This window comes from Pseudomonas sp. ADAK2, from assembly GCF_012935755.1.
Taxonomy (GTDB): Bacteria; Pseudomonadota; Gammaproteobacteria; order Pseudomonadales; family Pseudomonadaceae; genus Aquipseudomonas.
Window position 1 is genome coordinate 150,219 of the sequence record NZ_CP052862.1, and the last position, 25,281, is coordinate 175,499.

10 protein-coding genes are annotated in these 25,281 nt (G+C 60.5%); 4 read left to right on the plus strand and 6 right to left on the minus strand.

Annotated features, from left to right (window positions below):
* Window positions 1–203 precede the first annotated feature (203 nt).
* Window positions 204–3,107 carry a sensor domain-containing phosphodiesterase gene (locus tag HKK52_RS00870; protein WP_169368879.1) on the plus strand — a complete coding sequence of 968 codons (2,904 nt, stop codon included), beginning with the start codon at window positions 204–206 and terminating at the stop codon, window positions 3,105–3,107.
* Between the two features lie 15 nt (window positions 3,108–3,122).
* On the opposite strand, the gene proP is transcribed toward HKK52_RS00870, so the two are convergent.
* Both proP and HKK52_RS00880 read right to left on the minus strand, forming a co-directional pair.
* Window positions 3,123–4,625, minus strand: coding sequence for a glycine betaine/L-proline transporter ProP (gene proP, locus HKK52_RS00875; protein WP_169368880.1), 1,503 nt, complete (start codon window positions 4,623–4,625; stop codon window positions 3,123–3,125).
* Between the two features lie 108 nt (window positions 4,626–4,733).
* Window positions 4,734–5,645 carry a bestrophin family protein gene (locus tag HKK52_RS00880; RefSeq protein WP_169368881.1) on the minus strand — a complete coding sequence of 304 codons (912 nt, stop codon included), beginning with the start codon at window positions 5,643–5,645 and terminating at the stop codon, window positions 4,734–4,736.
* A 148-nt stretch (window positions 5,646–5,793) separates the two neighbouring features.
* Here HKK52_RS00880 and HKK52_RS00885 point away from each other — a divergent pair, with 148 nt between their 5' ends.
* Both HKK52_RS00885 and HKK52_RS00890 read left to right on the plus strand, forming a co-directional pair.
* A complete protein-coding gene (locus HKK52_RS00885; RefSeq protein ID WP_169368882.1) occupies window positions 5,794–6,720 on the plus strand; it encodes a Gfo/Idh/MocA family protein in 927 nt (308 codons plus the stop codon).
* A gap of 132 nt (window positions 6,721–6,852) precedes the next feature.
* Entirely contained in the window at window positions 6,853–7,857 is a 1,005-nt protein-coding gene (locus tag HKK52_RS00890) for a hypothetical protein (RefSeq protein WP_169368883.1), read from the plus strand.
* A gap of 122 nt (window positions 7,858–7,979) precedes the next feature.
* Here HKK52_RS00890 and aqpZ read toward each other — a convergent pair whose 3' ends face one another.
* The 4 genes from aqpZ to HKK52_RS00910 all read right to left on the minus strand — a co-directional run bounded on the left by aqpZ (window position 7,980) and on the right by HKK52_RS00910 (window position 13,508).
* Window positions 7,980–8,678, minus strand: coding sequence for an aquaporin Z (gene aqpZ, locus HKK52_RS00895; RefSeq protein WP_169368884.1), 699 nt, complete (start codon window positions 8,676–8,678; stop codon window positions 7,980–7,982).
* A gap of 416 nt (window positions 8,679–9,094) precedes the next feature.
* Window positions 9,095–10,423 (minus strand): TolC family outer membrane protein, encoded by a 1,329-nt coding sequence (locus HKK52_RS00900; protein ID WP_169368885.1) that lies wholly within the window; start codon window positions 10,421–10,423, stop codon window positions 9,095–9,097.
* 1 nt (window position 10,424) lies between these two features.
* A complete protein-coding gene (locus tag HKK52_RS00905; protein WP_169368886.1) occupies window positions 10,425–11,765 on the minus strand; it encodes an HlyD family type I secretion periplasmic adaptor subunit in 1,341 nt (446 codons plus the stop codon).
* 6 nt (window positions 11,766–11,771) lie between these two features.
* On the minus strand, window positions 11,772–13,508 hold the full coding sequence (locus tag HKK52_RS00910) for a type I secretion system permease/ATPase (RefSeq protein ID WP_169368887.1): 1,737 nt from the start codon (window positions 13,506–13,508) through the stop codon (window positions 11,772–11,774).
* A 692-nt stretch (window positions 13,509–14,200) separates the two neighbouring features.
* Between HKK52_RS00910 and HKK52_RS00915 the strand changes: the two genes are divergently transcribed.
* Window positions 14,201–25,243, plus strand: a complete 11,043-nt coding sequence (locus tag HKK52_RS00915; RefSeq protein ID WP_169368888.1) for a peroxidase family protein — start codon at window positions 14,201–14,203, stop codon at window positions 25,241–25,243.
* Window positions 25,244–25,281: the final 38 nt, after the last annotated feature.

Sequence of the window (25,281 nt, forward strand, 5' to 3'; positions counted from 1 at the left end):
ATCGGGGGCGCGACTCTGGCGAGCAATGCCGTGCATGTCAAATTCCCGCGAGCAGAACCCTGGCTCAAGTCCGTGCCGTGGTTGGCACTAAAGCGAAAAAGCGATTGAAAAAAACCGCTATAAGCTTTAAACGGGAAGGTCACTGGCGCAGTGCTAGCAGAATAATAAATAAGTATTGCCAGTTTCTGGCTCAGGAAGCGCTGATGAGTTTTCGCCCATTGACCGACGCCACAACGCAATCGAACGATTGCGGCGTTATCGCATCCCAATTGAAAGGAAGCCTGGAAACCGTCGGCATGGCCTACGCTGGCAACGGGGACACCATAGAACACTTGCTGGACTCGGCGCGCGGCTGGGCTCATACCACCGCGTGGGTGGTGTATCGCGCCGGCGAACAAATGCATCTGGTCGGGCAGGGCGATCCGCAGGCGCAGTGGCCGTCCAGCGTGGCCAATGACGAGTTTGAAGCCTTTTGCCTGAGTCGCCAGCTGCACCGCTGGCCGACCGGTCGAGGCGAAAGTGTGCTCGGTTGGCTGCTCGCGCCAGTCTTTGATGCCGCTGAACCGGCGCTCGCCGAGTTCGCCCAGCGCCTGGGCATTCAAGTCCAAACCGATACCCTGGCCCGTGCGCAGATTACGCAGCGCGTACTGTATGAAATCACTTACCTGGCCAGTTCGACCCGCGACCGCGCCGTGTTTCTGGTCGGGGTTCACCAATTGCTGGCCAGCCTGATCGACGCCGAGAACTTCTACCTCGCGTTGTATGACCCGCACACCGGCAAGATGGAGTACCCGTATTACGTCGACATCATCGATGTCGAAGCCCTGGAATCCGAAAACTACGAATACCTCGACCCTGCGCACTTGTCGTTGACCGCCCAGGTCTTGACCACGGGCCAGCCGTTGCTGATCGACGCCGCCGGCATTCACGCGGCGGAGGCCGAGGGCCGTTTCTACTGCGTGGGCGACTGTCCGGAGTTCTGGATGGGCGCGCCGTTGAAAAACGCCTCGGATGACGTGTTTGGCATGCTGGCGATGCAAGTCTACGACGTGTCCCGGATCTACAGCGCTGAAGACCGCGCGCTGTTCCTGGTAGTGGCCCGCCACGTGGCCATGGCCTTGGACCGGATCCTGCACCGCGCCGATCTGGAAGAAACGGTAATGCGGCGTACCCTGGAGCTGTCGGAGCTCAACGACGCCTTGCGTCAGGAAGTGGCCGACCGCGAGCGCGCCGAACATCTGCAGAGCGCGCTGTTCCAGATTGCCGAACTGTCGAGCCAGCCCGGCGACATGGCTGAGCTGTTTCAAACCTTGCATGGCATCGTCGGTGATTTGCTGTTCGCGCAGAACTTCTACATCGCGCTGTTCGACGATGGGATCAATGAAGTGACCTTTCCGTATTACGTCGATGAGCGGCAGACGGTTCGCCCGGTGGCACGGCGGGGGAGCCGGGGCCTGACCGAGTACGTCATCCGTCAGCGCCGGGCATGTCTGATTGACGTCGATGAAGCCGAACGATTGACCGCGGAAGGTGAAATCGAAGTCGCCGATGTGTATTACCAAGCCTATTCCTGGCTCGGCATTCCGCTGTTCGATGGCGATGTGGTGCGCGGCGTGCTGGCGGTGCAAAGCTACACCTCGAACGTGCGCTACACCCTGCGGGATCAGGAACTGCTGACGTTCGTGTCGCGGCACATCGACACCGCGTTGTCGCGCCGCACCGCCGCCGAAGCGATCCACGCCGCCAACCTCAAGCTCGAAGCCCGGGTGCAGAACCGCACCCGCGAACTCGATCACGCCAATGCCAAGCTGCAACACGAAAACTCCCACGATGCACTGACCGGGCTGCCGAACCGCACCTACCTGCAACAACGCCTCAACCTGGCCTGGTCGCAGTTCGGCAGCGACGGCGGGCATTTGGCGGTGATGTTCATCGACCTCGACCGTTTCAAAATGGTCAACGACAGCCTCGGCCACCATTTCGGCGACCTGCTGCTGATGCAGGCCGCCCAGCGTCTGCGCGGTTGCCTGCGCGACACCGACATGCTCGCGCGCCTGGGCGGCGATGAGTTTTCCGTACTCGCGCCCGAAGCGCCGCTGGAGGTGGTGATCGACATCGCCGAACGAATCCTCGTGGCGTTCGACCTGCCGTTTGTGATCAATGGCCACCAGGTTTTTTCGTCCTGCAGCATCGGCATTGTCAGCGCCGACAGCCAGTTCCATCACGAGCCGGCCGATTTGCTGCGCGACGCCGATGCGGCGATGTACCGGGTCAAGAGTGCTGGGCGCGACAGCTACGCGGTGTTCAACCAGGAAGTGCGCCGGGAAGTCTCGGACCAGGTCGAGCGCGAAGGGGCGTTGCGCAACGCGCTCAAGCGTACCGACGAACTGCTGCCGTATTTCCAGCCGATTGTCAGCGTCGAAACCGGCGAGCTGTTGGCCCTGGAAGCGCTGATCCGCTGGCACCAGCCGGGCGGCCGGGTGATCGCGCCGGGCGAGTTTCTGCCGGATGTCGAGGGCTTGCGCCTAATCGGTCGCCTGGACCTGTACATGCTCACCAGCGTCGCCCTGATCCTCGCCCAACCCGAGCACGCGAATTGGCCGCCGGTACACGTCAATTGCTCCAGCTACAGCATGACCCGCCCGGACTTCGCCAGTGATGTGCTGGCGCTGTTGGCGCGGCACGGCGTCGCGCCGTCGCGGATCTGCCTGGAATTGACCGAAGGCGCGCTGGTGGCCGAACCGGCGATTGCCCGGCTGACCATGCAGCAGTTGGCCGACAACGGCATGTCGGTGGTGCTCGATGACTTCGGTGCCGGTTTTTCGTCCCTGAGCTACGTGCATCAATACCGTTTCAGCGGCTTGAAAATCGACAAGTCGTTCATCCTCGAACTGACCAGCAGCCCGCGCAGCCGCGCAATCGTCCGGGCGATTGTGCGCATGGCCGAATCACTGGACCTGAGTGTGGTAGCGGAAGGTGTCGAGGATGAAGCGACCCTGGACCTGCTGCGCGAAATGGGCGCGGGGCAGGCCCAGGGTTATTACTTTGCCAAACCGATGGGGTTGAAGGCGTTGTTGGCGAGTGAGCTGATCGGTTGTCAGGGCTGACGAGCGATCGCCCCGTCAGTCGATGCGTGGGTGCTGTTGCACCAGGTTTTTGCGCTTGGCTTCCAATTCGGCGATTTGCGCGTCGATGTCTTCGATTTTCTGTTCGATATTGTCTTCATGCTCTTGCAGCAGTTCTTTCGCTTCCTCAAGGTCGGAGGCTGCCGGGGCCGCGCCGCGCAAGGGCATGTTGGCGGTTTCTTTCATGGTGATGCCCGTCACCAGGCCGACGATGGCGATCACCATCAGGTAGTACGCCGGCATGTACAGGTTGTTGGTGCTTTCCACCAGCCAGGCCACCAGGGTCGGGGTCAGGCCCGCGATCAGCACCGAGACGTTGAAGGCACTGGCCAACGCGCTGTAGCGGATGTGCGTGGGGAACATCGCCGGCAGGGTCGAGGCCATCACGCCGATGAAGAAGTTGAGCACCACGGCAATGATCAGCAGCCCGGAGAAAATCAGCCCGAGCTTGCCGCTGTTGATCAGCATAAAGGCCGGAATGGCCAGGCAGAACAGCGCGATACTGCCGAACAGGATGAAGGGCCGGCGGCCAATTTTGTCGCTCAAAAAGCCGATCAGGGGCTGCACGAACAACATGCCGACCATGATCGCGATGATGATCAGCACCCCATGGTTTTCGCTGTAGTGCAGGTTGTGCGCGAGGTAGCTCGGCATATAGGTGAGCAGCATGTAGTAGGTGACGTTGGTCACCGCCACCACGCCGATGCAGGTCATCAGGCTGCGCCAGTGCTTGGTCGCGACTTCTCTGAACGACACTTTCGGGCCGCGCGCCAGGCCTTCGCGGTCGCCCTGTTCGAGTTTCTCGACATGTTGCTGGAAGGCCGGGGTCTCTTCGAGTGCGTTACGCAAGTACAGGCCGATCATGCCCAGGGGCAGGGCGAGGAAGAACGGCAGGCGCCAGCCCCACGCTTCGAACTGCTCTTCGCCGATCACCGCGGAAATCAACACCACCAGGCCGGCGCCGAGGACAAACCCGGCGATGGAGCCGAAGTCCAGCCAACTGCCGAGGAAGCCGCGCTTGCGGTCCGGGGCATACTCGGCGACGAAGATCGAGGCGCCGGTGTATTCGCCGCCCACCGAGAAGCCTTGGGCCATCTTCGCCAGCAACAGCAGGATCGGCGCCCAGATGCCGATCGTGTCATAGGACGGAATCAGCCCGATGGCGAAGGTGCTCAGGGACATGATGACGATGGTGGCCGCCAGGACTTTCTGTCGGCCATATTTGTCGCCCAAGGCGCCGAAGAACAGGCCACCCAGAGGACGGATCAGGAACGGTACCGAGAAGGTCGCCAGTGCGGCGATCATCTGTACGCTGGGCGAGGCGCCGGGGAAGAACACCTTGCCCAGCACATAGGCGACGAAGCCGTAAACGCCGAAGTCGAACCATTCCATGGCATTGCCCAGTGCGGCGGCGGTGATCGCCTTACGCATCTTGGCGTCGTCGACAATGATGATGTCGTCCAATCCGATGGGATTGACGGTTTTCTTGCTTGATTTCATGCGAATTACTCTGTCCCTGATGGCTGTCGATGCCATTGTCTTAATGGCACGTGCTCTTGGTTCAGATACATGAAGACACGGAATAATTCACCACTTGCCGCTTTTTTGTTAAATCACCACTGTGCTGGGGTAGTCGAGGCGATCGCCACCCAGCGAATCCCGTTGCATGGAGTGCAGGTTTTTCTCGATGGTTTCGCACAAGGCTTCCATCTGGATCTGGTGCTCGCTGTCGCGGAACGGGCTTTGCAGATCGGTGCCGATGCGTTCGATGGCCAGCAGCATGAAGCCCACCACCGTCGAGGCCAGCGGAGTGAACCAGCCCAGGGACTCGACCAGCCCCACCGGCACAATCAGGCAGAACAGCGAAATAAACAGTCGTGGGAAATACACGTAAGGGTAGGGCAGCGGCGTATTGGCAATCCGCTCCATGCCGCCCTGGCTGTTGGACAGATCGACCAGGGTCGTCTCCAGCCGCGAAAGGCGAATGCTGTCCAGGTGCCCGGCCTTGTATTCCTGAGCCAGCAGCGCCGCGGAACCGTTGAGGATATCGTTGGCAAAGTTATTGGTAGAGCCGCTGCGCGCGAACTCCCCGGCGGGAATAAACGCCTGCACCTCGGGCGGGCACGGCTGGCCCCGAAGATGCGCCGCCAGGCAATTCACATACGCCACGTGGCGACGCAGCAGGGTTGATTTCATCGGATTGACCTCATTACCCGGGTCATCCAGCAATGTCAGGACTTGCCGCGCAAAGCTGCGGGAGTTATTGACCATCGCTCCCCACAAGGTGCGCGCTTCCCACCAGCGATTGTAGGCACTGCTGTTGCGAAAGCTGATCAACACCACCAACGCCGAGCCGAGCAACGTCAGCGGCATCAGCGGCAAAGTGATTTTGCTGTTGAGAATCAGCATGAAGTCCACGGTGACGGCGATGTCCCAGAGCAACAACCAGAACAGGGCCCAGCCGACATAGCCCATGGTCTTGATGATCAGGCGGTATTTTTTGATGATGGCGGCTTTCAAGCGGCGACCTCGCGGCGAGTGGTGGGCATTAATGCTCTAACTCGGACGGTGATTGTCGGGTAAAGGTTCGCTGGGGGGCTGCGATCAATGATCCGAGCGGTGTAACCTGCGCGCTTCCCAAGATAAGAAAAATAACCAGGAGTCATTGATGCAACCGATCCGTCTCGGTCTGGTGGGCTACGGCAAGATTGCCCAGGATCAACACGTTCCCGCTATCCACGCCAACCCTGCGTTCCAGTTGGTGTCTGTCGCCACCCAAGGGCAGCCCTGCGCCGGGGTTGAGAACTTCAAGTCCCTGGGTGAGTTGCTGGAAAACGGCCCGCCCGTCGATGCGATTGCGTTTTGCACGCCGCCCCAAGGACGCTTCGCCCTGGTGCAACAAGCACTGGCCGCTGGCAAACACGTGTTGGTCGAAAAACCGCCGTGCGCCACCTTGGGCGAGGCGATGGCGCTGGTGGATCAGGTCGCGGCGCAAGGCGTCAGCGGCTTGTTCGCCTGGCATTCACGCTACGCCCCCGGCATCGAGGCGGCCCGTGACTGGCTGACCAGCCGCACCCTGCAAAGCGTGCAGATCGACTGGAAGGAAGACGTGCGCAAATGGCACCCCGGCCAGGCCTGGATCTGGCAACCCGGCGGCCTCGGCGTGTTCGATCCCGGCATCAATGCCTTGTCGATTGCCACCCATTTGCTGCCGTTTCCGCTGTTTGTCGAATCCGCCGAACTGCGCGTCCCCAGCAACTGCCAGTCGCCGATTGCCGCGTCGATCAAAATGTCCGACGCACGCCACCTCGACGTCCGCGCCGAGTTCGATTTCGACCACGGGCATGACGAACTCTGGAGCATCGAAATTCGCTGCACCGAAGGCGTCCTGCGCCTGGACAACGGTGGCGCGCTGTTGAGCATCGACGGCGTGCGCCAGGCGGTATCGGAGGAAGGTGAGTACGCGGCGGTTTATCGGCATTTTCAGCAGTTGATTAGCGATAAGGCCAGTGATCTGGACCTTCAGCCGTTACGGCTGGTGGCGGATAGTTTCTTTGTGGGGAGTCGGGCGTTGGTTGAGGCGTTCTACGATTAAGGATGCTGGTCAGTTAACAGGGCTCAGGCGAAAACCCCACTTAGTAGCAGCTGGCGAAGCCTGCGTTCGGCTGCGAAGCAGTCGTAAAACCTGAATCCGCGGTCATCCTGATACACCGCGTAGCCTGATTTAATGACTGCTTCGCAGCCGAACGCAGGCTTCGCCAGCTGCTACAGGTCGCGTTACGGCTTTTTATATGAACAGTCAGTCGCCCCGAGCGGCGATCAGGCTATTTTCAGGGATGATTGGGTGATGAAGTTTGTGCAACGCATCAAGGCGTACTTTGGGTGGGATTCGCTTCGGGAGGCCGACACTTCAATGGCGCAAGATGACCATCAAGTACCTTCTCGCGTGGAACAAAACCTGGCGTGGATGCCGACATTTGAAGCGCTCAAGCCCCTTGATCTTCCACCTCCCGCCTGTCCTCCATTAGGGCCGTCCACCGGCCAGTTGGCCAGTCGCTATCGGGCCTACATTGCGCAAGTAGAGCCGCTCGATACGCCAGTGGCCAACGAAGCGTTGCGCGAGGCCGGGCAGCGTTTGGCCAGGGACCTGCTTGCAAAAGCGATTGACCTCAGCTACTCCAAAGCCCAAGAACTCTCGCCGGATATTTACTGGCTGATGCAAAGCGCGGCGCTGGCTTCGTTATTTGCTGACGGTCCGCAGTCGGATGCGTTCGTGGCTTATCGAAATCACGTTCACTACTACAGGGACGCCGCGCTGATGACGGCCCAAGTCGGGGCATTCGACCTGTACGTAACCTCGCGTAGTCCCAGACAGCCAATGAACGAAAGCGAAATTCAATCACGCTCACCTGACGATCACTATTGTGTTGAGGTGACGCCTTGGGAGGCACGTCACTCCCTTTGGGTATACCCGCCACGCATTATCGATACCCGGCAGGGGATCTGTATTTTGCGATTCTCGGACGCTTGTTGGTCAGCGGATCAATCCACTTGGCTCAACCCGACGACGGTAGAACTCACACTACGTAAATTCCCGGGAGACCGGATGGGGCAGGGCGTGCGCGTCGTTGTCGACTGTGATGGGCGCGTTGCTCGTTGGGGCAGCGGAAAAACAGTCGCGTTATCGGATTTGGAAAGTGCGCTTGAAGCCGTCCTGAACGAAGCGGGATAAGGGCGGGAAAAGGGGACAGATCTATTTTCTTCAAAATACATCCGTCCCTTATTGCCCATGCGGAAGACGAGAAGATCACCTCGCCCTATCGACAAGGATGATCATCGCGCAGGGCACGCAGGTTAGCGGGAATCTTTACCCAGCCAGCGATAGGTCACGCCACCGATGACTGCGCCCAAGATCGGCGCCAACCAAAATAGCCACAGTTGCTGAATCGCCCAACCACCCACAATCAGCGCCGGGCCTGTACTGCGTGCCGGATTGACCGAGGTGTTAGTGACGGGGATAGAGATCAGGTGGATCAAGGTCAGCCCCAGGCCGATGGCAATCGGTGCCAGAGCGGCAGGGGCGCGTTTGTCGGTGGCGCCGAGGATGATCAGGATGAACATCGCGGTCAGCACCAACTCGGTGACAAACCCCGCCGCCATCGAGTAGCCGCCTGGCGAGTGTTCGCCGTAGCCATTGGACGCGAGGCCACTGGCCAGTTCGAAACCGGGTTTGCCACTGGCGATGAAGTACAGCAGGCCTGCTGCAATAATCCCGCCCAACACTTGGGCGAGGATATAAGCAGGTAATTCTTTGGCCGGAAATCGTCCACCCACTACCAGTCCGACCGAAACCGCGGGGTTGAGATGACAGCCGGAAATGTGGCCGATGGCGAAAGCCATGGTCAGTACCGTCAAGCCAAACGCGAGGGAAACGCCCAGAAAACCAATTCCTGCATCAGGAAACGTCGCGGCCAAAACCGCACTGCCGCAGCCACCAAATACTAGCCAGAACGTACCTAACAACTCAGTAGCCGAACGTTTGAACAGAGACATAAGACAGTGCCTTATTGAGATTGGAGAGAAAACACTAACGAGACATGTCCGTTACTGATGTAGGACATTTCTCAAGCATCACTCTGAAATTTCTCAGGCTCTGGTTTCGCTGAAGATGAGGAAAAGGGGACCGGTCTATTTTCTTCGCGTCCCCTTATCTGACAACAAAAAGTCCGCGCATGGCGGACTCTTTGTATGGGGTCAAATCCTTTTGTCCGTTCAATCTGCGCTCCGTTCTGTGAGCGTTTTGTGAAAAGCATGTCGATGGAACGAAAAAACCCGGCACTTGGCCGGGCTCCTTGTCGATACGCCCCATCCTTTTGGCTGAGCGCATTTCCTCAGAGGCAGGCGAAGGGAGCGCCGTGGTGTGCCCGGGTTTTGCCGACCACCTTGTAAAAGTGCCGTGCAGGCGAGCGTCAGTTGGTGACCAACAGTTCCGGGCCGAGGTAGTTGTTGATGTGGTCGATATCGTCGTCGCCCAGACTGCCCACTGAAGAGGCCAGGCGCAGACGCGACATCAAGTAGCGCAACTTGGCCTCGACCAGATCGTGGCGTGCTACGAAGAGCAGCTCTTCGGCATTGAGCACGTCCGAGTTGGTGCTGGTGCCGCCTTCTTTGAAGCCTTTGCGTGTCGAAGTCAGTGAGCGTTCGTTGGACTCCACTGCCCTTTCCAGCGCGTGAATACGTGTGGCGCCGCTCTCTACGCCCCGATACTCACGGGTGGTGCCGGAGATGACTTCCTGGCGCGTGGCGTCGAGCTCATCCAAGGCCTTATAGCTATTGGCGCTCGCCTGGCGTGTCAACGCGCTGGTGCCGCCACCGTTGTACAGCGGAAAGTTTACTTCCAGCCCGATTGAGCCGTAGCGGTTGCGTTGATTCAGCTCGGAGATTGATTGGCTCTCGCCCGCGGTATAACCGGCGACGAAATCCAGTGTTGGCCAGTGGCCGGCCTTGGCGCGCTTCACTTCTTCTTCGGCGAGGTCGCTGCTATGACGGCGCGCATGGATCAGCGGGCTGTCGCTCTGGGCTTTGACCAACCAGTCCTGCAGGTTGCTCGGTAGCAGCGGTGGCGTATCGAAGCCTGGACGCAAGGTGGTCAGCGATTCGGGGGTTTCGCCGATGTATTCCTCAAGCTTGCGGCGCGCATTGACCAGGTTGTCCTGCGCTTCGATCAGCTCAACTGCGGCGAGGTCGTAGCGAGCGGCCGACTCGTCGATGTCAGTGACGGTGCCGGCTCCCAACTCCATGCGCCGTTTCGCCGAAGCGAGCTGCTCGTCGAAGGCGCTCAGTTTGGATTTGGCGAGGACGATGGTTTCGCTGGCCAGGAGCACGTCGAAATAGCTTTCAGCCAGGCGCACCGCGGCGTCCTGACTCTTGGCATCGAACACCGCGACGCTGTAGTCGGCACGCTGCTTGCCTTGGCGGTACTCGGACATCTTCTGTTTGTTGAACAGCGGCTGGCGCAGGCGCACGTTAGCGCCCTTGGAGGTGTAGTCGAGATCCCTTTCGACGCCACTCTGGCGCTGGGTGCCATTGACCTTGTTGTCGTAGGCCGAGGCATTGATTTGCGGTAGCAGGCCGGCCATGCCGATGGCGCGGTTTTCCACGCCGGCCTCCTTTTCATGCACCGCGGCGCGATAGACAGGGCCTTGGTACTGCAACAGATCCCAGGCTTGTTTGAGGTCCATGGCACTGGCCGGGACGGACAGCGCCAGCAGGCAGAAGCACAGGCAATGACGGTCCATTTCATTGTTCCTTGAAGGAGCTGTCGACACGCTCAAGCATTGGTTTGAGAAGATAGCTCAGCATGTTGCGCTCACCCGTCTTGATGGTGACGCTGGCGGGCATACCCGGACGAATGTGATTGCTGCCAAGCAGGCTCATGCCATCGGGCGTGACTTCTACCTGCGCCAGATAGAACGGTTGTTTGCTTTCCTCATCGAGCAGGCGGTCGGCGGAGACGGTCTTCACGCGGCCAGGAATATTGGGCGTCCGGGCATGGTTGAAGGCCGGGAAGGCGATGTCCACGGCCAGGCCCGGGACCATCTTGTCGATGGCCTGCACGGGAATCATTGCGTCGACCTGCAGCGGTTCGTTGTCCGGAACGATTTCCATGATCTTGAAGCCGGGTTGAATGATCCCGCCGATGGTGGCGATGCTCAGGGACTGGACCATGCCATCGATGGGCGATCGAATCACCGTGTGGGCCACTTCATAGTCCAGCGCGCGCAAGCGGTCGGCCAAAGTGGTGTTTTCCTTGGCGGTGTCGGTGAGCTGCGATTCGACTTCCTTCAAGTAATCGTGCTGGCGCTGCAGGATGCGCAGCTTGATTTCGGTGGTCTGGCTACGCACGCGAGCGATGTTGTTGAGGTTCTCGGCCTGGCCGGCGGAGAGGTCGGCATTGCTGCGTTCCAGTTCAAGCAGACGGTTGCGGGGGACATAACCTTCGGCCGCCAGCATGCGGGTGCCTTTCAGTTCCTGGTCGAGGAAGTTGATCTGCGAGGCGCGGGCGCCATACACCTGCTGCAGTCCCTTGAACTGCACCGCCGACGCCGCGAGGTTTTCCTGCAAGATGCTGATTTCGCCAGCGAGGCCTGCACGCCGGGTGTCCAGCAGGCGTTGTTGCAGATCCATGGCGGCCACGAGGCGGTAGTCATTCCCGAAGCGCTTGAGCAATTCGGGATCGTAGTTCACTACATCGCGGCCATCACGTTCCGCTTCCAGGCGGTTTTCCACCGTCTTGCTGACGATGTACTGGGCGCTGACCGCGCCCTGTTCGGCAGCGGCACGCAACGAGTCGAGGCGGACCACCTCCTGGCCTTTTTTCACTGCATCGCCTTCGCGAACAAGAATGGCCTCCACGGTGCCGCCGCTCAAATGCTGCACGGCTTTGCGATTGCTGGTGACTTTTACCGTGCCTGTCGCTACCACGCCGGCATCCAGCGGCGCCAGCCAGGACCACAGGAGGAAACCACCGAAGCCGGCGAGCATCAGCAACATGCCCCAGCGCACGGGTTTGCCGACGTCCAGATCCACTACGTTCCTGGTATCGGTGAGAATCATGTCGGTGTGTTGGCTCATTTGCATGATCGTTTACTCCCGTGCTTTGACGGAGGCCAGCGGAGTTGACGCGCCTGCCGGCATCACACTGGCCTTGCGCAGCGCTGCGAATACTTCGTCGCGAGTGCCGAGCATCTGCACACCGCCGTCGCGCAGCATCAGCACCTTATCGACGGCGCACAGCACATTGGGACGGTGGGAAATCAGAATGACGGTGGCGCCGCGATTTTTGAGTTGGGCGAGCGCATCGACCAAGGCCTTTTCACCGACGTCGTCGAGGTTGGCGTTCGGCTCATCCAGCACAATCAGGTTGGGTTCTCCATACAGCGCGCGGGCCAAGGCGATGCGTTGCTTCTGGCCTCCGGAAAGCGGGCTGCCATCGGTGCCCAGACGGGTCTCATAACCCTGTGCCAAACGCAGGATCATCTCGTGCACGCCTGTAGTCCTGGCGGCGCGGATGACCGCGTCGCTGTCCACTTCGCCAAAGCGCGCAATGTTGTCGGCGATGGTGCCCTCGAACAGTTCCACATCCTGCGGCAGGTAACCGAGCCAGGGGCCCAGTTCGCCCTTGTTCCAGGTGAATATGTCCGCGCCGTCCAGGCGTACCTTGCCGGCCTGTGCCGGCCAGACGCCAACCAACAGGCGGGCGAGGGTGGATTTGCCCGAGGCGGATGGACCGATGATGCCAAGGCTTTCTCCGGGGGAAAGGTTGAAGCTCACCCCGCGCAGAATCGTGTTGCCGGTACCGGGGGCACCGGCATACACATTCTCCACCGCCAACATGCCCAGCGGCCGCTGCAGCGACATGCTCGGTGGCCGGCGCGGATAGTCGTTCAGCATCTCGTTCAACCGGCCCCAGGCCGAACGGCAGCCCAGCAGTTGCTTCCACGATGCGATGACTTGTTCCACCGGGCCCAGCGCACGGCCAGTGAGGATCGAGCAAGCAATCATCATCCCGGGGGTGATCTTGCCTTCGATCGCCAGCAGCGCGCCGGCGCCGAGGATCAGCGATTGCAACGTGATACGCACGAAGCGCCCGGTACTGCTGATCAGGGCGGCACGGTCAGAGGCCAGGGTCTGCATTTCCAGTATGCGCAAATGGCTTTGGTACCAGCGCTTGCCGATCGACGGCAGCATGCCCATGGCCTCGATGACCTCGGCATTGCGCAGGTTGTTGTTGGCGTAGCTGGCGGAGGAGAGGGCGGCCTGATTGGCTTCGGCCAGCGGCTTTTGTGTGGCCTTCTCGGTGAGATAAGCCAGGCCCACCAGAATCAGCGAGCCGATCAGCGTGATCAGTCCGAGCAGCGGATGGATCAGATAGGCGACCAGCAGGTAGATCGGCGTCCATGGCGCATCAAAGAAAGCGAACAGGCCATTGCCGGTGAGGAACTGTCGCACCTGCGCGAGATCCTGCAGGGCCTGGGCCGGATTACCACCGGCGCGGCTCAGATTGCGCTCGAACGCTGCGGTGAAAATGCGGCGATTGAGGTCCATGTCGAGGCAGTTGCCGACCCGGATCATCACGCGGGTGCGGAACATTTCCAGCGTGGCCATCAGCAAGAACAGGCCTATCACCAGAATGGTCAACATCGTCAACGTTGTGACGTTGCGACTGACCAACGCCCGATCATAGACCTGCAGCATATAGACGGCTGGCGTCAACATCATGACGTTGATGACGCCACTGAACCCTGCCAGCGAATAAAAACTGCGGCGCAGGCGAAAAATCGCGTCAGCCAGTTCGGATCGGGTGCTCGAGAGCTTGTGCATTTGATAGTCCCTCACCGAAAAAGCCGGTTGTGCTGCGGCAAAAAAGCAGCAGCAAATGTTATGGCAAACCATAGATGTAGTTGCGAATGCTTATCGTGGACACAAGTAATAGCGTTCTTGGAAAAGTTCCATAAGTTTTTATGTTCACATGCAGCAGCGTAGGTGGCGTTTGTCTCTCTAGCGATACAGCTTGAAATAACATTTCGCTCTAGTAGTTCAGCTGAATTTATATATCTCCTTAAAGAACAGTAAGTTGGCATCTCAAATGACAATAATCTTTTTTACGTCGTAATATTGACAGCGCTTGGCTATGCAACTTTAGTCATGTGCAAGGGCGCCCGTCTGAAGCCTGCCATCGCTTCGAAAGTGCAAGGCACGGTGGTCCTGAAGGAGCATGGCATGTCGATTATTTCGTTCTGTAGCACCGTGACGGAGCTGTTCAGGAGGTTCGCTACGACTTCCCGATTCCATGGCCCACCAGCGGCCCGGAATCGCTCTGCCTAATCGCTTAGCGACCTTTCATTTCGCGAATTCCAGGCGCGCATTTCCGGGCGCAGGGGACGGCTTTGCCTCACCCACGCCTGCTCTCGCCAAACAACCGAACCAACGAACTGCGCAAGCCAGCACCTGACTGGGCGTGGGAGGGTTTCATCGTCCCGTGCCTTTCTCCCAATTAGATCGAGGACACCGCAATGGCCAATTTCAACAAGTCGGACCTGGAATTCATCCTCAAGCAAATCTTCATCGCAGAAGCGCATGCCGACGGCGCCAGCCTCAGTGATTTGCTCCCCAACAGTCAGGTGCCCTTCGGCCTGCGCACCGTCGATGGCAGCGACAACAACCTGGTCGCCGGGCAAAGCGAGTTTGGCGCCGCGGACAATTCCTTCCTGCGCCTGCTTGATGCCCAGTATCGAGCGGCCTATGCCGCGTCAGGGACGGTGGTCGACCCGCAGCCACGGATTATCAGTAACCTGATTGTCGACCAGACCGCCAACAACCCGGCCGCAGTCGCGGCGAACGGCGGTGCAGACCCGGTGATCAGCCCCGGTCTGGATGGCGTGTTCGGCACGGCCGACGACAAGGAAGTGTTCTTCATCCCCAACGTGTCGGCGGATGCCGGTCTGACCGCCGGCTTCAACTCGTGGATGACCTTCTTCGGCCAGTTCTTCGACCACGGCCTCGACCTGGTCACCAAGAGCAGTACCGACTTTGTGTTTGTTCCGCTGCAGCCGGATGATCCGTTGTTCGTGCCGGGCAGCCCGACCAACTTCATGGTGCTGTCACGTGCTGTGCATACCCCCGGCGCGGACGGAATACTCGGCACTGCCGATGATGGCCAGCCCAACACCACCTCGCCGTTCGTGGACCAAAGCCAGACTTACAGCTCGCACCCCTCGCATCAGGTGTTCCTGCGCGAGTATGTCCTCAACGCGGCCGGTGACCCTGTTGCAACGGGGCGCTTGATTACCAACCGCGATCTCGGCGGCGATGGCAAGTTCGGCACGGCCGATGATGGTGACGGCACAAATGGCGGCATGGCGACCTGGGCAGTGGTCAAGGCCCAGGCCCGTGACATTCTCGGTATCAACCTGACCGACGCCGATGTGCACAGCGTGCCGCTGCTGGCAACCGATGCGTATGGCAACTTCATCCGGGGGGCGAGCGGCATGCCACAGGTGGTGATGCGCGTCAGTAACGGTGCTGACGGGATCGCCGGGACAGCGGATGACGTCACGCAACTGGTCGAAGGCAACCGGGATGCTCCGATCAGCCTGGCCAACGCCATGAGCGCCGGGCATGGCTTCCTCGACGACATCGCCCACAATGCCGCGCCGGTAGTCGTCGGCGGGGTTCTGCAGGCGGATGCTGACGCCGATATCGGCAATGCTCAGCCGGTTGGCGCAGGCGGCAACAACCTGACCTACGACAACGAACTGCTCGACGCTCACTTCATTGCCGGCGACGGCCGGGTGAACGAGAACATCGGCCTGACCACCGTGCACCATGTGTTCCACTCTGAACACAACCGCCTGGTCCAGCAAACCAAGGACACCCTCCTTGCCGCCGGCGATCTGGCCTTCCTCAACGAGTGGCTGGTGGACGACGTGGCCGCGATACCGACTACACCCGCCGGGATCGCGGCGTTGGTGTGGGACGGCGAACGCCTGTTCCAGGCCGCCAAGTTCGGCACCGAGATGCAATACCAGCACCTGGTGTTCGAGGAGTTTGCGCGGACCATTCAGCCGCAGGTCGACGCATTCCTTGCCCCTAACGGGTATGACACCTCGATCAACCCGGCCATCCTCGCCGAGTTCGCCCACGTGGTGTACCGCTTCGGTCACTCGATGTTGACCGAGACCGTCGATCGCTTCGACCCCGAATTCAATCCGCTCCTCACTGACCCGAACAACCCGGACTCGCAACTGGGTCTGATCGCGGCCTTCCTCAACCCGCTGGCGTTTGTCGGCAGCGGGGCGACGGCGGACGAAGCGGCAGGGGCGATCATTCGCGGTGTGACCCGCCAACTCGGCAACGAGATCGACGAGTTTGTCACCGAAGCGTTGCGCAGCAATCTGCTCGGTTTGCCGCTCGATTTGCCGGCCCTGAACCTGGCGCGTGGTCGCGACACTGGCATCCCCACGTTGAATGAAGCGCGCCGTGAGATGTACGCATCAACCGGCGACAGCCAACTCACGCCGTACATCAGTTGGGCTGACTTTGCGGACCACCTCAAGCACCCCGAGTCGTTGGTCAACTTCATCGCGGCCTATGGCACGCATGACACGATTACGGCGGCGACCACCCTGGCAGACAAACGCGCTGCAGCCTTGGCGCTGGTATTCGGCGGTGCGGGTTCACCGGCTGATCGCCTGGACTTCCTCAACAGCACCGGTGCCTATGCCAACGTAACGCTGGCCGGTAAGGATGGGCTGCTGGGGACTGCCGACGACGTGACGGGTGTGACGATCACGGGTCTCGACGACATCGACTTCTGGGTCGGTGGCCTCGCCGAGCAGAAAATGCCATTCGGCGGCATGCTCGGCTCGACGTTCAACTTCGTGTTTGAAACCCAGATGGAGGCGTTGCAGGACGGCGACCGTTTCTACTACCTGTCGCGTACCGCGGGCCTGAACTTCGGCACCGAGTTGGAGAACAACTCCTTTGCCAAGCTGATGATGCTCAACACCGATGTCACCCACCTGTCGAACACCGTGTTCCTGACGCCGACGTTCACCCTCGAAGTGAATCAGGCCAATCAGTTCACTAACCTTGGCGCGGACGGCAGCGCCGATCCAACGGGCGGCCTCACGATCAACGGCGTGGAAATCGTGCCGCTGGTGATCCGCGACAACCCCAACACCGTGGGTGGGGACAGTAATTATCTGCAATACACCGGTGAAGACCATGTCGTCCTGGGCGGTACCGCTGGTAATGACATTCTCGTTTCCGGTGATGGCGATGACACCCTGTACGGCGACGGCGGCAATGATCGCCTCGAAGGCGGCGCCGGCAACGATGCGGTACTGGGCGGCGCGGGCGATGACATCATCACCGACTCGTTTGGCGACAACCGTCTGGAAGGTAATGCCGGTAACGATGTGATCATCGCCGGTAGCATGCTGGTTGGAGGCAACCTGATCCTGGGGGGCGATGGCCAGGACTTCATCATCACCACCGAAGACATCAGCACCACCTTCGGCGGTCAGGGTGACGATTTCATCCTCGGTGCCAAGACCAACCTGCCAGCTACCGGCAACGAAGGTGATGACTGGATCGAGAAGGGCACTCAGGACGGTGCGCCTGGCGATAACGCTGCGCCGTTGCTCAATGACGATACGATCGGCAACGATATCTTTGTCGGCGGTGGTGGCTTCGACGAAATGATCGGCGAGGGGGGTGATGACATCTTTGTCGGCAGCGATGCCCAGGACAATATGGACGGCATGTCCGGTTTCGACTGGGTGACCTACAAAAATGACAGGGTCGGCGTGACCGTTGACCTGACCATGGCCGAGCTGGCGCAGCCACACGGCAACGCGCCAAACCAGAACACCGGGGTGTTCAATCCGGTCGGCGCCTCGCCGGCCTCGATTCTCGACCGTTTCGCCGAGGTCGAAGGCTTGTCCGGTTCGAAATTCGCCGATGTGCTCATGGGCGATAATGTTGATGCGGACACTATCATCAACCACGGCGGCACCACGGGCAGTGCACTGACCAATGTGGCGTTGATCCGCGGACTGGAGCAGTTTCTGGCCGATGCGGGCTTGCCGACCACTGGCTTTGCCACGGGCAACATCATCCTCGGTGGCAATGGCAGTGACTTGATCGAGGGTCGCGGTGGCGATGATCTGATCGATGGCGACAAATGGATCAACGTCAGAATTGCGGTGTATGGCCCCAACGACGTCAACCATACCGGCCCTGAAATCGCCACCTTCGACAGCATGGTCGACATGATCCCGTTCATGATGGACGGCACCTATAACCCAGGTCAGCTCAAGGCGGTGCGGGAAATCCTGCCCGGCACTTCGACAGGCGGGGCGGCTTTCGACACTGCCATTTTCTCCGGCCTTCAGTCTGAGTATGTAGTGACGCGTGACACCCGCGGCACGGCCAATGTGGCGGACGATGTCTGGACAGTGACCGATACCGAAGTGGGGCGCGACGGCACCGATACCTTGCTGCATATCGAACGCCTGCAATTCGCCGATACCCAGCAAGTACTGGTGCCGGATCTGAACGCACAACCGTTGGGCAGACCGACCATCGCGGATGGAAACGGCGGCGCGATCACCGTGGGCGACACATTGACGGTGAGCATGGCCGGAGTGCGCGACTCCAACAACATCGCAGCGGGTAACCCGCAGGGTTTCGTCAACAACGCCTCCGTGTCCTACTATTGGCAGTTCGAAGCCGACCCTGGCACCGGCGTGTTCGAAGACATCATCCTGCTGCCAGCGGGTGACCTGGCGTTCCAAAGTGCCGACGGCACCACGTTCAAGGTCTCGCCGGATCTTGCCGGGCTGGCACTGCGGGTCAAGGCGATCTACCAGGATGGTCATGGCACGACTGAGGTGGTGTTCTCGCAACCGACTGATGGGGTGGCTCCCGGCGAGCCGGTTGTGCCGACGGCGCAGACACCGGTGGTCAATGCCACCGCGGGTGGCGAAGGCCTGCACATGGTCCGCTCCGACCTCAACTTCATCCTTGATCAGATCAAGATTGCCGAGGCAGACGCGGCCGGTCAGGACATCCTCTCGCTGATCCCGAATATCCGCGCGCCGTTGGGCTTGCGTGCGGTCGACGGCTCGAACAACAACCTGATGAACCTCAATGGCATCAACAACACCGAGTTTGGCGCCGCGGATAACACCTTCCCGCGCTTGACCGATCCGGTCTTCAATCCGGCGGAAGGTGCTCCTGCCGGCTTCTTTGGCCCCGGCTCGCCGGCCATCCCGGGATCGTCGTACCAGCAGACCAGCGGCTCAGTGTTTGACTCGCAGCCGCGCACGATCAGTAATCTGATCGTCGACCAGACGTCGAACAACCCGGCGGCCTATGCCACGGCTTACGACCCGGGTACGGACGGTGTGCTCAACTTCGGCACGGTGGGTAACGACGACGTGCTCAAGGATGGCGTACGAATAGTCGCCAGTCCCGGCATGGATGGTCAGTTCGGTACTGCCGACGACCACGATGTGTACCTGTTCGAGAACACCGCGGCGGATGCGGGGTTGTCTGCGCCGTTCAACGCCTGGATGACCTTCTTCGGGCAGTTCTTCGATCATGGGCTGGACCTGCTTACCAAAGGCGGTTCAGGCACCATCTTCATTCCGCTGCAGCCGGATGATCCGCTGTATGTGCCCGGCGGCAACACCAACTTCATGGTGCTGACCCGCGCGACCAACCAGCCAGGGGCGGATGGCGTTCTCGGCACGGCCGACGACATCCATGAGCACACCAACACCACGTCGCCATTCGTGGATCAAAACCAGACCTACAGCTCGCACCCATCCCACCAGGTGTTCCTGCGCGGCTATGAGCTGACCGACAACGGCCCCATCGCGACCGGCAGATTGATTACTAACCGGGACCTGGGAGCAGATGGCAAGTTTGGTACCGCAGACGACAGCGAAATCGGTGGTATGGCGACCTGGAAAGTGGTCAAGGCGCAGGCCAACGACATTCTGGGTATCCGCCTTACCGATGCCGACGTCGAAAACGGCCCGCTATTGGCGACTGACGCCTATGGCAATTTCATCAAGGGGCCGAACGGCTTCCCGATGGTCGTGATGAAGGGCGCTGACGGTCTGGGTGGCACGGCTGATGACGTGCTTGTCGAAGGCAATCCGCTTGCCCCCATTAGCCTGGCCAATGCGGTGCGCACCGGTCACCAGTTCCTCGCCGACATTGCCCACAATGCAGCGCCGGTGTTCAGCAGTGGTGTGCTTGTGCCTGACGCGGACACCGCCATTGGCAACGCAGTGCCGTTCAATCCGCAGACCGGGGCCAACCTGGCCTACGACAATGAACTGTTGGATGCGCACTACATCGCTGGCGACGGCCGGGTCAACGAGAACATCGGCCTGACCGCGGTGCATGCGATCTTCCACGCCGAGCATAATCGGCTGGTCGCGCAGACCAAGGACACCGTGCTCGATTCGGGTGACGTGGCCTTCCTCAACGAATGGCTGCTCAATCCCGTGAGCGCGTTGCCCGCCAACCAGGCTGAGATCGATGCGCTGGTGTGGAATGGCGAGCGCTTGTTCCAGGCTGCCAAGTTCGGCACCGAGATGCAGTATCAGCACCTGGTGTTCGAGGAGTTTGCGCGGACCATCCAGCCCAGGGTCGACCTGTTCTTCGCACCGACCCAGGTCTATGACGTTGACCTCGATGCCTCGATCGTCGCCGAGTTCGCGCACACCGTGTACCGGTTTGGCCACTCGATGCTGACCGAGACCGTCGACCGCTTCGACGTCGATTTCAACGTGGTGGGTGATCCGAACAGCGCTGATCCTGATCAGCAACTGGGCCTGATTGCGGCGTTCCTCAACCCGTTGGCGTACGCCGCCAGTGGTGTGACGCCCGAAGATGCGACCAGCGCAATCGTGCGTGGGATGACTCGGCAAGCCGGTAACGAAATCGACGAGTTCGTTACCGAGGCGCTGCGCAACAACCTGCTCGGCCTGCCGCTCGACCTGCCGGCGATGAACATCGCCCGTGGCCGCGATGTGGGGATTCCTTCGCTCAATGCGGTCCGCCGCGACATCTACAGCCAAACCGGTGATACCCAACTCAAGCCGTACATCAGCTGGGTCGATCTGGTGCAGCACCTCAAGCATCCGGAGTCGTTGATCAACTTCATCGCAGCCTATGGCACGCATGACACGATCACCGCGGCGACCACGCTTGAAGATAAACGCGCCGCAGCCCTGGCACTGGTACTGGGTGGTGAAGATGCGCCGGCTGACCGCTTGGCTTTCCTCAACGGCACCGGTACCTGGGCCAACGTAACGCTGGCCGGCAAAGATGGGTTACTGGGTACTGCCGACGATCTGAAGGGAGTGACGGTCACGGGGGTCGATGCTATCGACCTCTGGATCGGTGGCCTGGCGGAAGAGAAAACCCCGTTCGGCGGCATGCTTGGCTCGACCTTCAACTTCGTGTTCGAGAACCAGCTGGAAAAACTGCAGGACGGTGACCGCTTCTACTACCTGGAGCGTACTGCTGGCCTGTCGATGAACGCCGAACTGGAAAGCAACTCGTTCGCCAAGCTGATCATGGCCAACACCTCGGCCACGCACCTGCCGGGCCTGGTGTTCTCCGACCCTGGGTTCTATCTGGAAAGGGATCAGAGCAAGCAGTACAACGATGGCCTGGGTAACGCCGATCCGCTTGGCGGGGACGGCGAACAGGTGGTGTTCCGCGACAACCCGCTGACCGCGGAGCCGGACACCAACTACATCCGGTACACGGGTGAAGAGCACATCGTGCTGGGCGGCACCAACAATGCCGACATCCTCATCGCCAGTGAAGGCGATGACACGGTCTGGGGCGACGGCGGCAACGATCGCATCGAAGGGGGTGACGGCAACGACCAACTGCGCGGTGGCGCTGGCGACGACATCATCACCGACCGCGGCGGCGACGATAACATCCAGGGTGGCGACGGCAACGACGTGCTGCACGGTGGCAACGGCGTCAACCTGATCATTGGCGGGTTCGGTAATGACTTCATCATTACCGGTGAGGACGCTTCCGAGGCTATTGGAGGCCAGGGCAACGACTTCATCCTGGGCAGCAAAGCCAACGAACAGGACATGGGTAACGAAGGCGACGACTGGATCGAGAAGGGCACTTCGGACGGTGCACCTGGCGACAACTTCGACCCGGCTGGCAATGACCCGGTGATCGGCCACGATGTGTTCATCGGCGGCAACGAGAACGATAAGTTCAACGGCGAAGGCGGCGACGACATCATGGTCGGCAGTCTCGGCCTGGGTGACCGCTATATCGGCGGCTCAGGCTATGACTGGGCAACCTTCAAAGGGCTCGCCCAGGGCGTGACGATCGATTTCACCGACCGGTTTTTCGATGTTCCGCCGGTACCGGGTTCGGGGGCTTCGGCGCTGGTGCGTTTCGACATCATGGAAGGTCTGTCGGGTTCATCGCACGGTGACTTCCTGCGCGGTGATAACGAAGACGCCACAACACTGCCGGGCGCGGGTGCAACTGGCAGTGTGCTGACCAACATCAACCTGATCAACGGCCTGGCTGATTTGCTGCCAGCCGGAGCGACGTTCTTCGATGGCGGCAACATCATCCTCGGCGGTAGCGGCAGCGACCTGATCGAAGGTCGCGGAGGTGATGACATCATCGATGGTGACAAGTGGCTGAACGTACGCATCAGCGTACGGGCGAACGCTGATGGCACTGGCCCGGAAATCGCCACGTTCGATAGCATGGAGCCGATGGTGCAGCTAATGCTGAACGGTACTTACAACCCGGGTCAGTTGGTCATCGTGCGGGAGATTCTGACCGGCGATAACAGCTTCGACACTGCGTTGTTCTCCGGTAATTTGGGGGAATACGGCATCGAGATCGATGGCGACACGGTCATCGTGACCGACTCGGTGGCGGGGCGTGATGGCGTCGATCGTCTGACGGGCATCGAGCGTCTGCAGTTCGCTGACGTGGCGCAGTCGTCCGGAGTGGGCACCGCGCAAAACAACGACCCATCGGGTCATCTGGCAATCCTCGATGCGGCCACCGGTGTACGTGACGAAACGCCTGTCGCCGGCCAGTTGCTGCGCGTCAGTGATCGCGGGGTACACGACGCGGACAACCAAAGCGTGGCCAACCCGACCGGTGCGGTGACCGGCGGGGTGGCTTACTACTGGCAGGTTGAAAACATTCCTGGGTCGGGCATCTTTGAAGACATCACCTTTGTCGCCGCAGGCGAGGCAACGCGGGCGACTGGCACCACCTTCCGGGTGGGGGCCGATGAGGCGGGTCTGAACATCCGCGTCCGGGCGGTGTACCAGGATGCCAAGGGCACGCTGGAGATCGTCGACTCGTCCGGGAACAGCACACCGACCGAAGGGCCGACCGTTACCGGGCTTGCCGTGCAGAACCAGGTGTTGACCGCTGACCCGGCGAGCATCATCGACCTCGATGGCCTGAGCAATCCGCAGTTCACCTACCAGTGGCAGGCGAACGACGGGCTTGGCTTCGTCAACATCAATGGCGCTACCGGTAGCACGTTCGCGCTTGGCCAGGCTCAGGTCAACCAGGAAGTGCGCGTGGTGATCGGTTACGTAGATGCTTTCGGTGTGGCTGAAAGCGCTACGTCCAACATCCTGGGGCCGGTTGACAACGTCAACGATGCGCCGACTGCAGGGCCGACCGTAACCGGGCTTGCACAGCAGAATCAGGTGTTGACGGCTAACCCGGCGAGCATCATCGACGTTGATGGCCTCAGCAATCCGCAGTTCACCTACCAATGGCAGGCGAACAGCGGGTCTGGCTTCGTCAACATCGCCGGCGCTACCGGTAGCACGTTCGCACTTGGCCAGACTCAGGTCGGCCAGTCAGTGCGCGTGGTGGTCGGTTACGTGGATGACTTCGGCGCGGCCGAAAGCGTTTCATCCAACGTCCTGGGGCCGGTGGCCAACGTCAACGATGCACCGACAGGCGCGTTGCTGATCAGCGATACGACACCGGCTCAAGGGCAGGTGCTGACCGCGCTGACGGCTGGGATTGCCGACGCGGATGGGCTGGGCACCTTCACCTTCCAGTGGCAGCAAGGTGTCGGCGGGTCCTTCACTAACATCAACGGCGCGACTGCTGCAACCTTCACCCCGGGTGTGGCGCAGGGCAATCTGCAACTGCGAGTGATCGTGCGCTACACCGATGGTTTCGGCACGCTGGAGTCGGTGACCTCGGCGGCGACGGCGGCCGTTCCGGTACTTGCTGGCGTGGTGCTGCAGGGTAACGCTTTGGCGAACTCCCTCACCGGCACCGTAGGCAACGATGTGCTGCTTGGCCTGGGCGGGAACGATACGCTGAATGGCCTGGCCGGTATCGACCAGTTGTTTGGCGGCACTGGCAACGACATCCTCAACGGCGGAGACGACAACGACGTCCTCAATGGCGAGGACGGCAACGACACCCTCAACGGTGGGCTCGGCGCAGATGCCATGAATGGCGGTGCCGGCAACGACACGTTTGTGGTCGACAACGTCGGAGACCTTGTCACCGAGGCGCTGGGTGGTGGTACCGATCTGGTGCAAACCAGCCTGACGAACTACCTGCTCGGTGCCAACGTCGAGAACCTGACCTACACGGGGGCCGGTAACTTCACCGGTACCGGTAACGCGCTAGCCAACACGATCACCGGCGGGGTGGGTAACGACGTCCTCAATGGCGGTGCAGGTGTTGACCGGTTGGTGGGGGGAGCCGGCAACGATACCTACGTTGTCGATGTCGCCGCAGACGTGGTGGTCGAGGTGGCGGGTGGCGGTACGGACACCGTGCAGACCTCGCTGGCCAGCTACACGCTGGGCGCTAATGTCGAGAATCTGACCTACACCGGAGTCGGCAACTTCGTCGGCAACGGTAACGGGTTGAACAACGTCATCACTGGCGGAGCGGGTAATGACACCCTCAATGGGGGCGACGGCAACGACATCCTTACCGGCAACGGCGGCAACGACACACTGAATGGCGACGCTGGAAACGACCAACTGTTCGGTGGCATTGGCACGGATATCCTGAACGGCGGTATTGGCGATGATAGCCTCGACGGCGGTGACGGGGCGGATGTATTGAACGGTGGAGCAGGCAACGACACGCTGGTTGGTGGTGACGCTAACGACACATTGTTGGGTGGTATCGGCAATGATTTTATCGATGGCGGTATTGGCAACAATACGGTCACTGGCGGTGCCGGCAACGACATGATGGTTGCCAGCAGTGGCAACGATATCTTCATGTTTGCAGCGGGCTTCGGGGCCGATCAGATCATCGGCTTCGATGCCAACGCGGTGGGAGGCCAGGACCGGCTCGACATTTCCGCGTTCGGCGTCACTGCTGCGACCTTTGCGGGCATCGTCATCATCACCGATATCGGTGCGGATACCATGATCAGCTCCGCTGGCGCTGAGTCCATCCGCCTGGTCGGTGTGGCCGATGCAACAACTGTCACTTCCGCAGACTTCATTCTCGCCACTTGAGATCTTGGTCGGTACTGTCGCACGGCGCGTGGATAGCG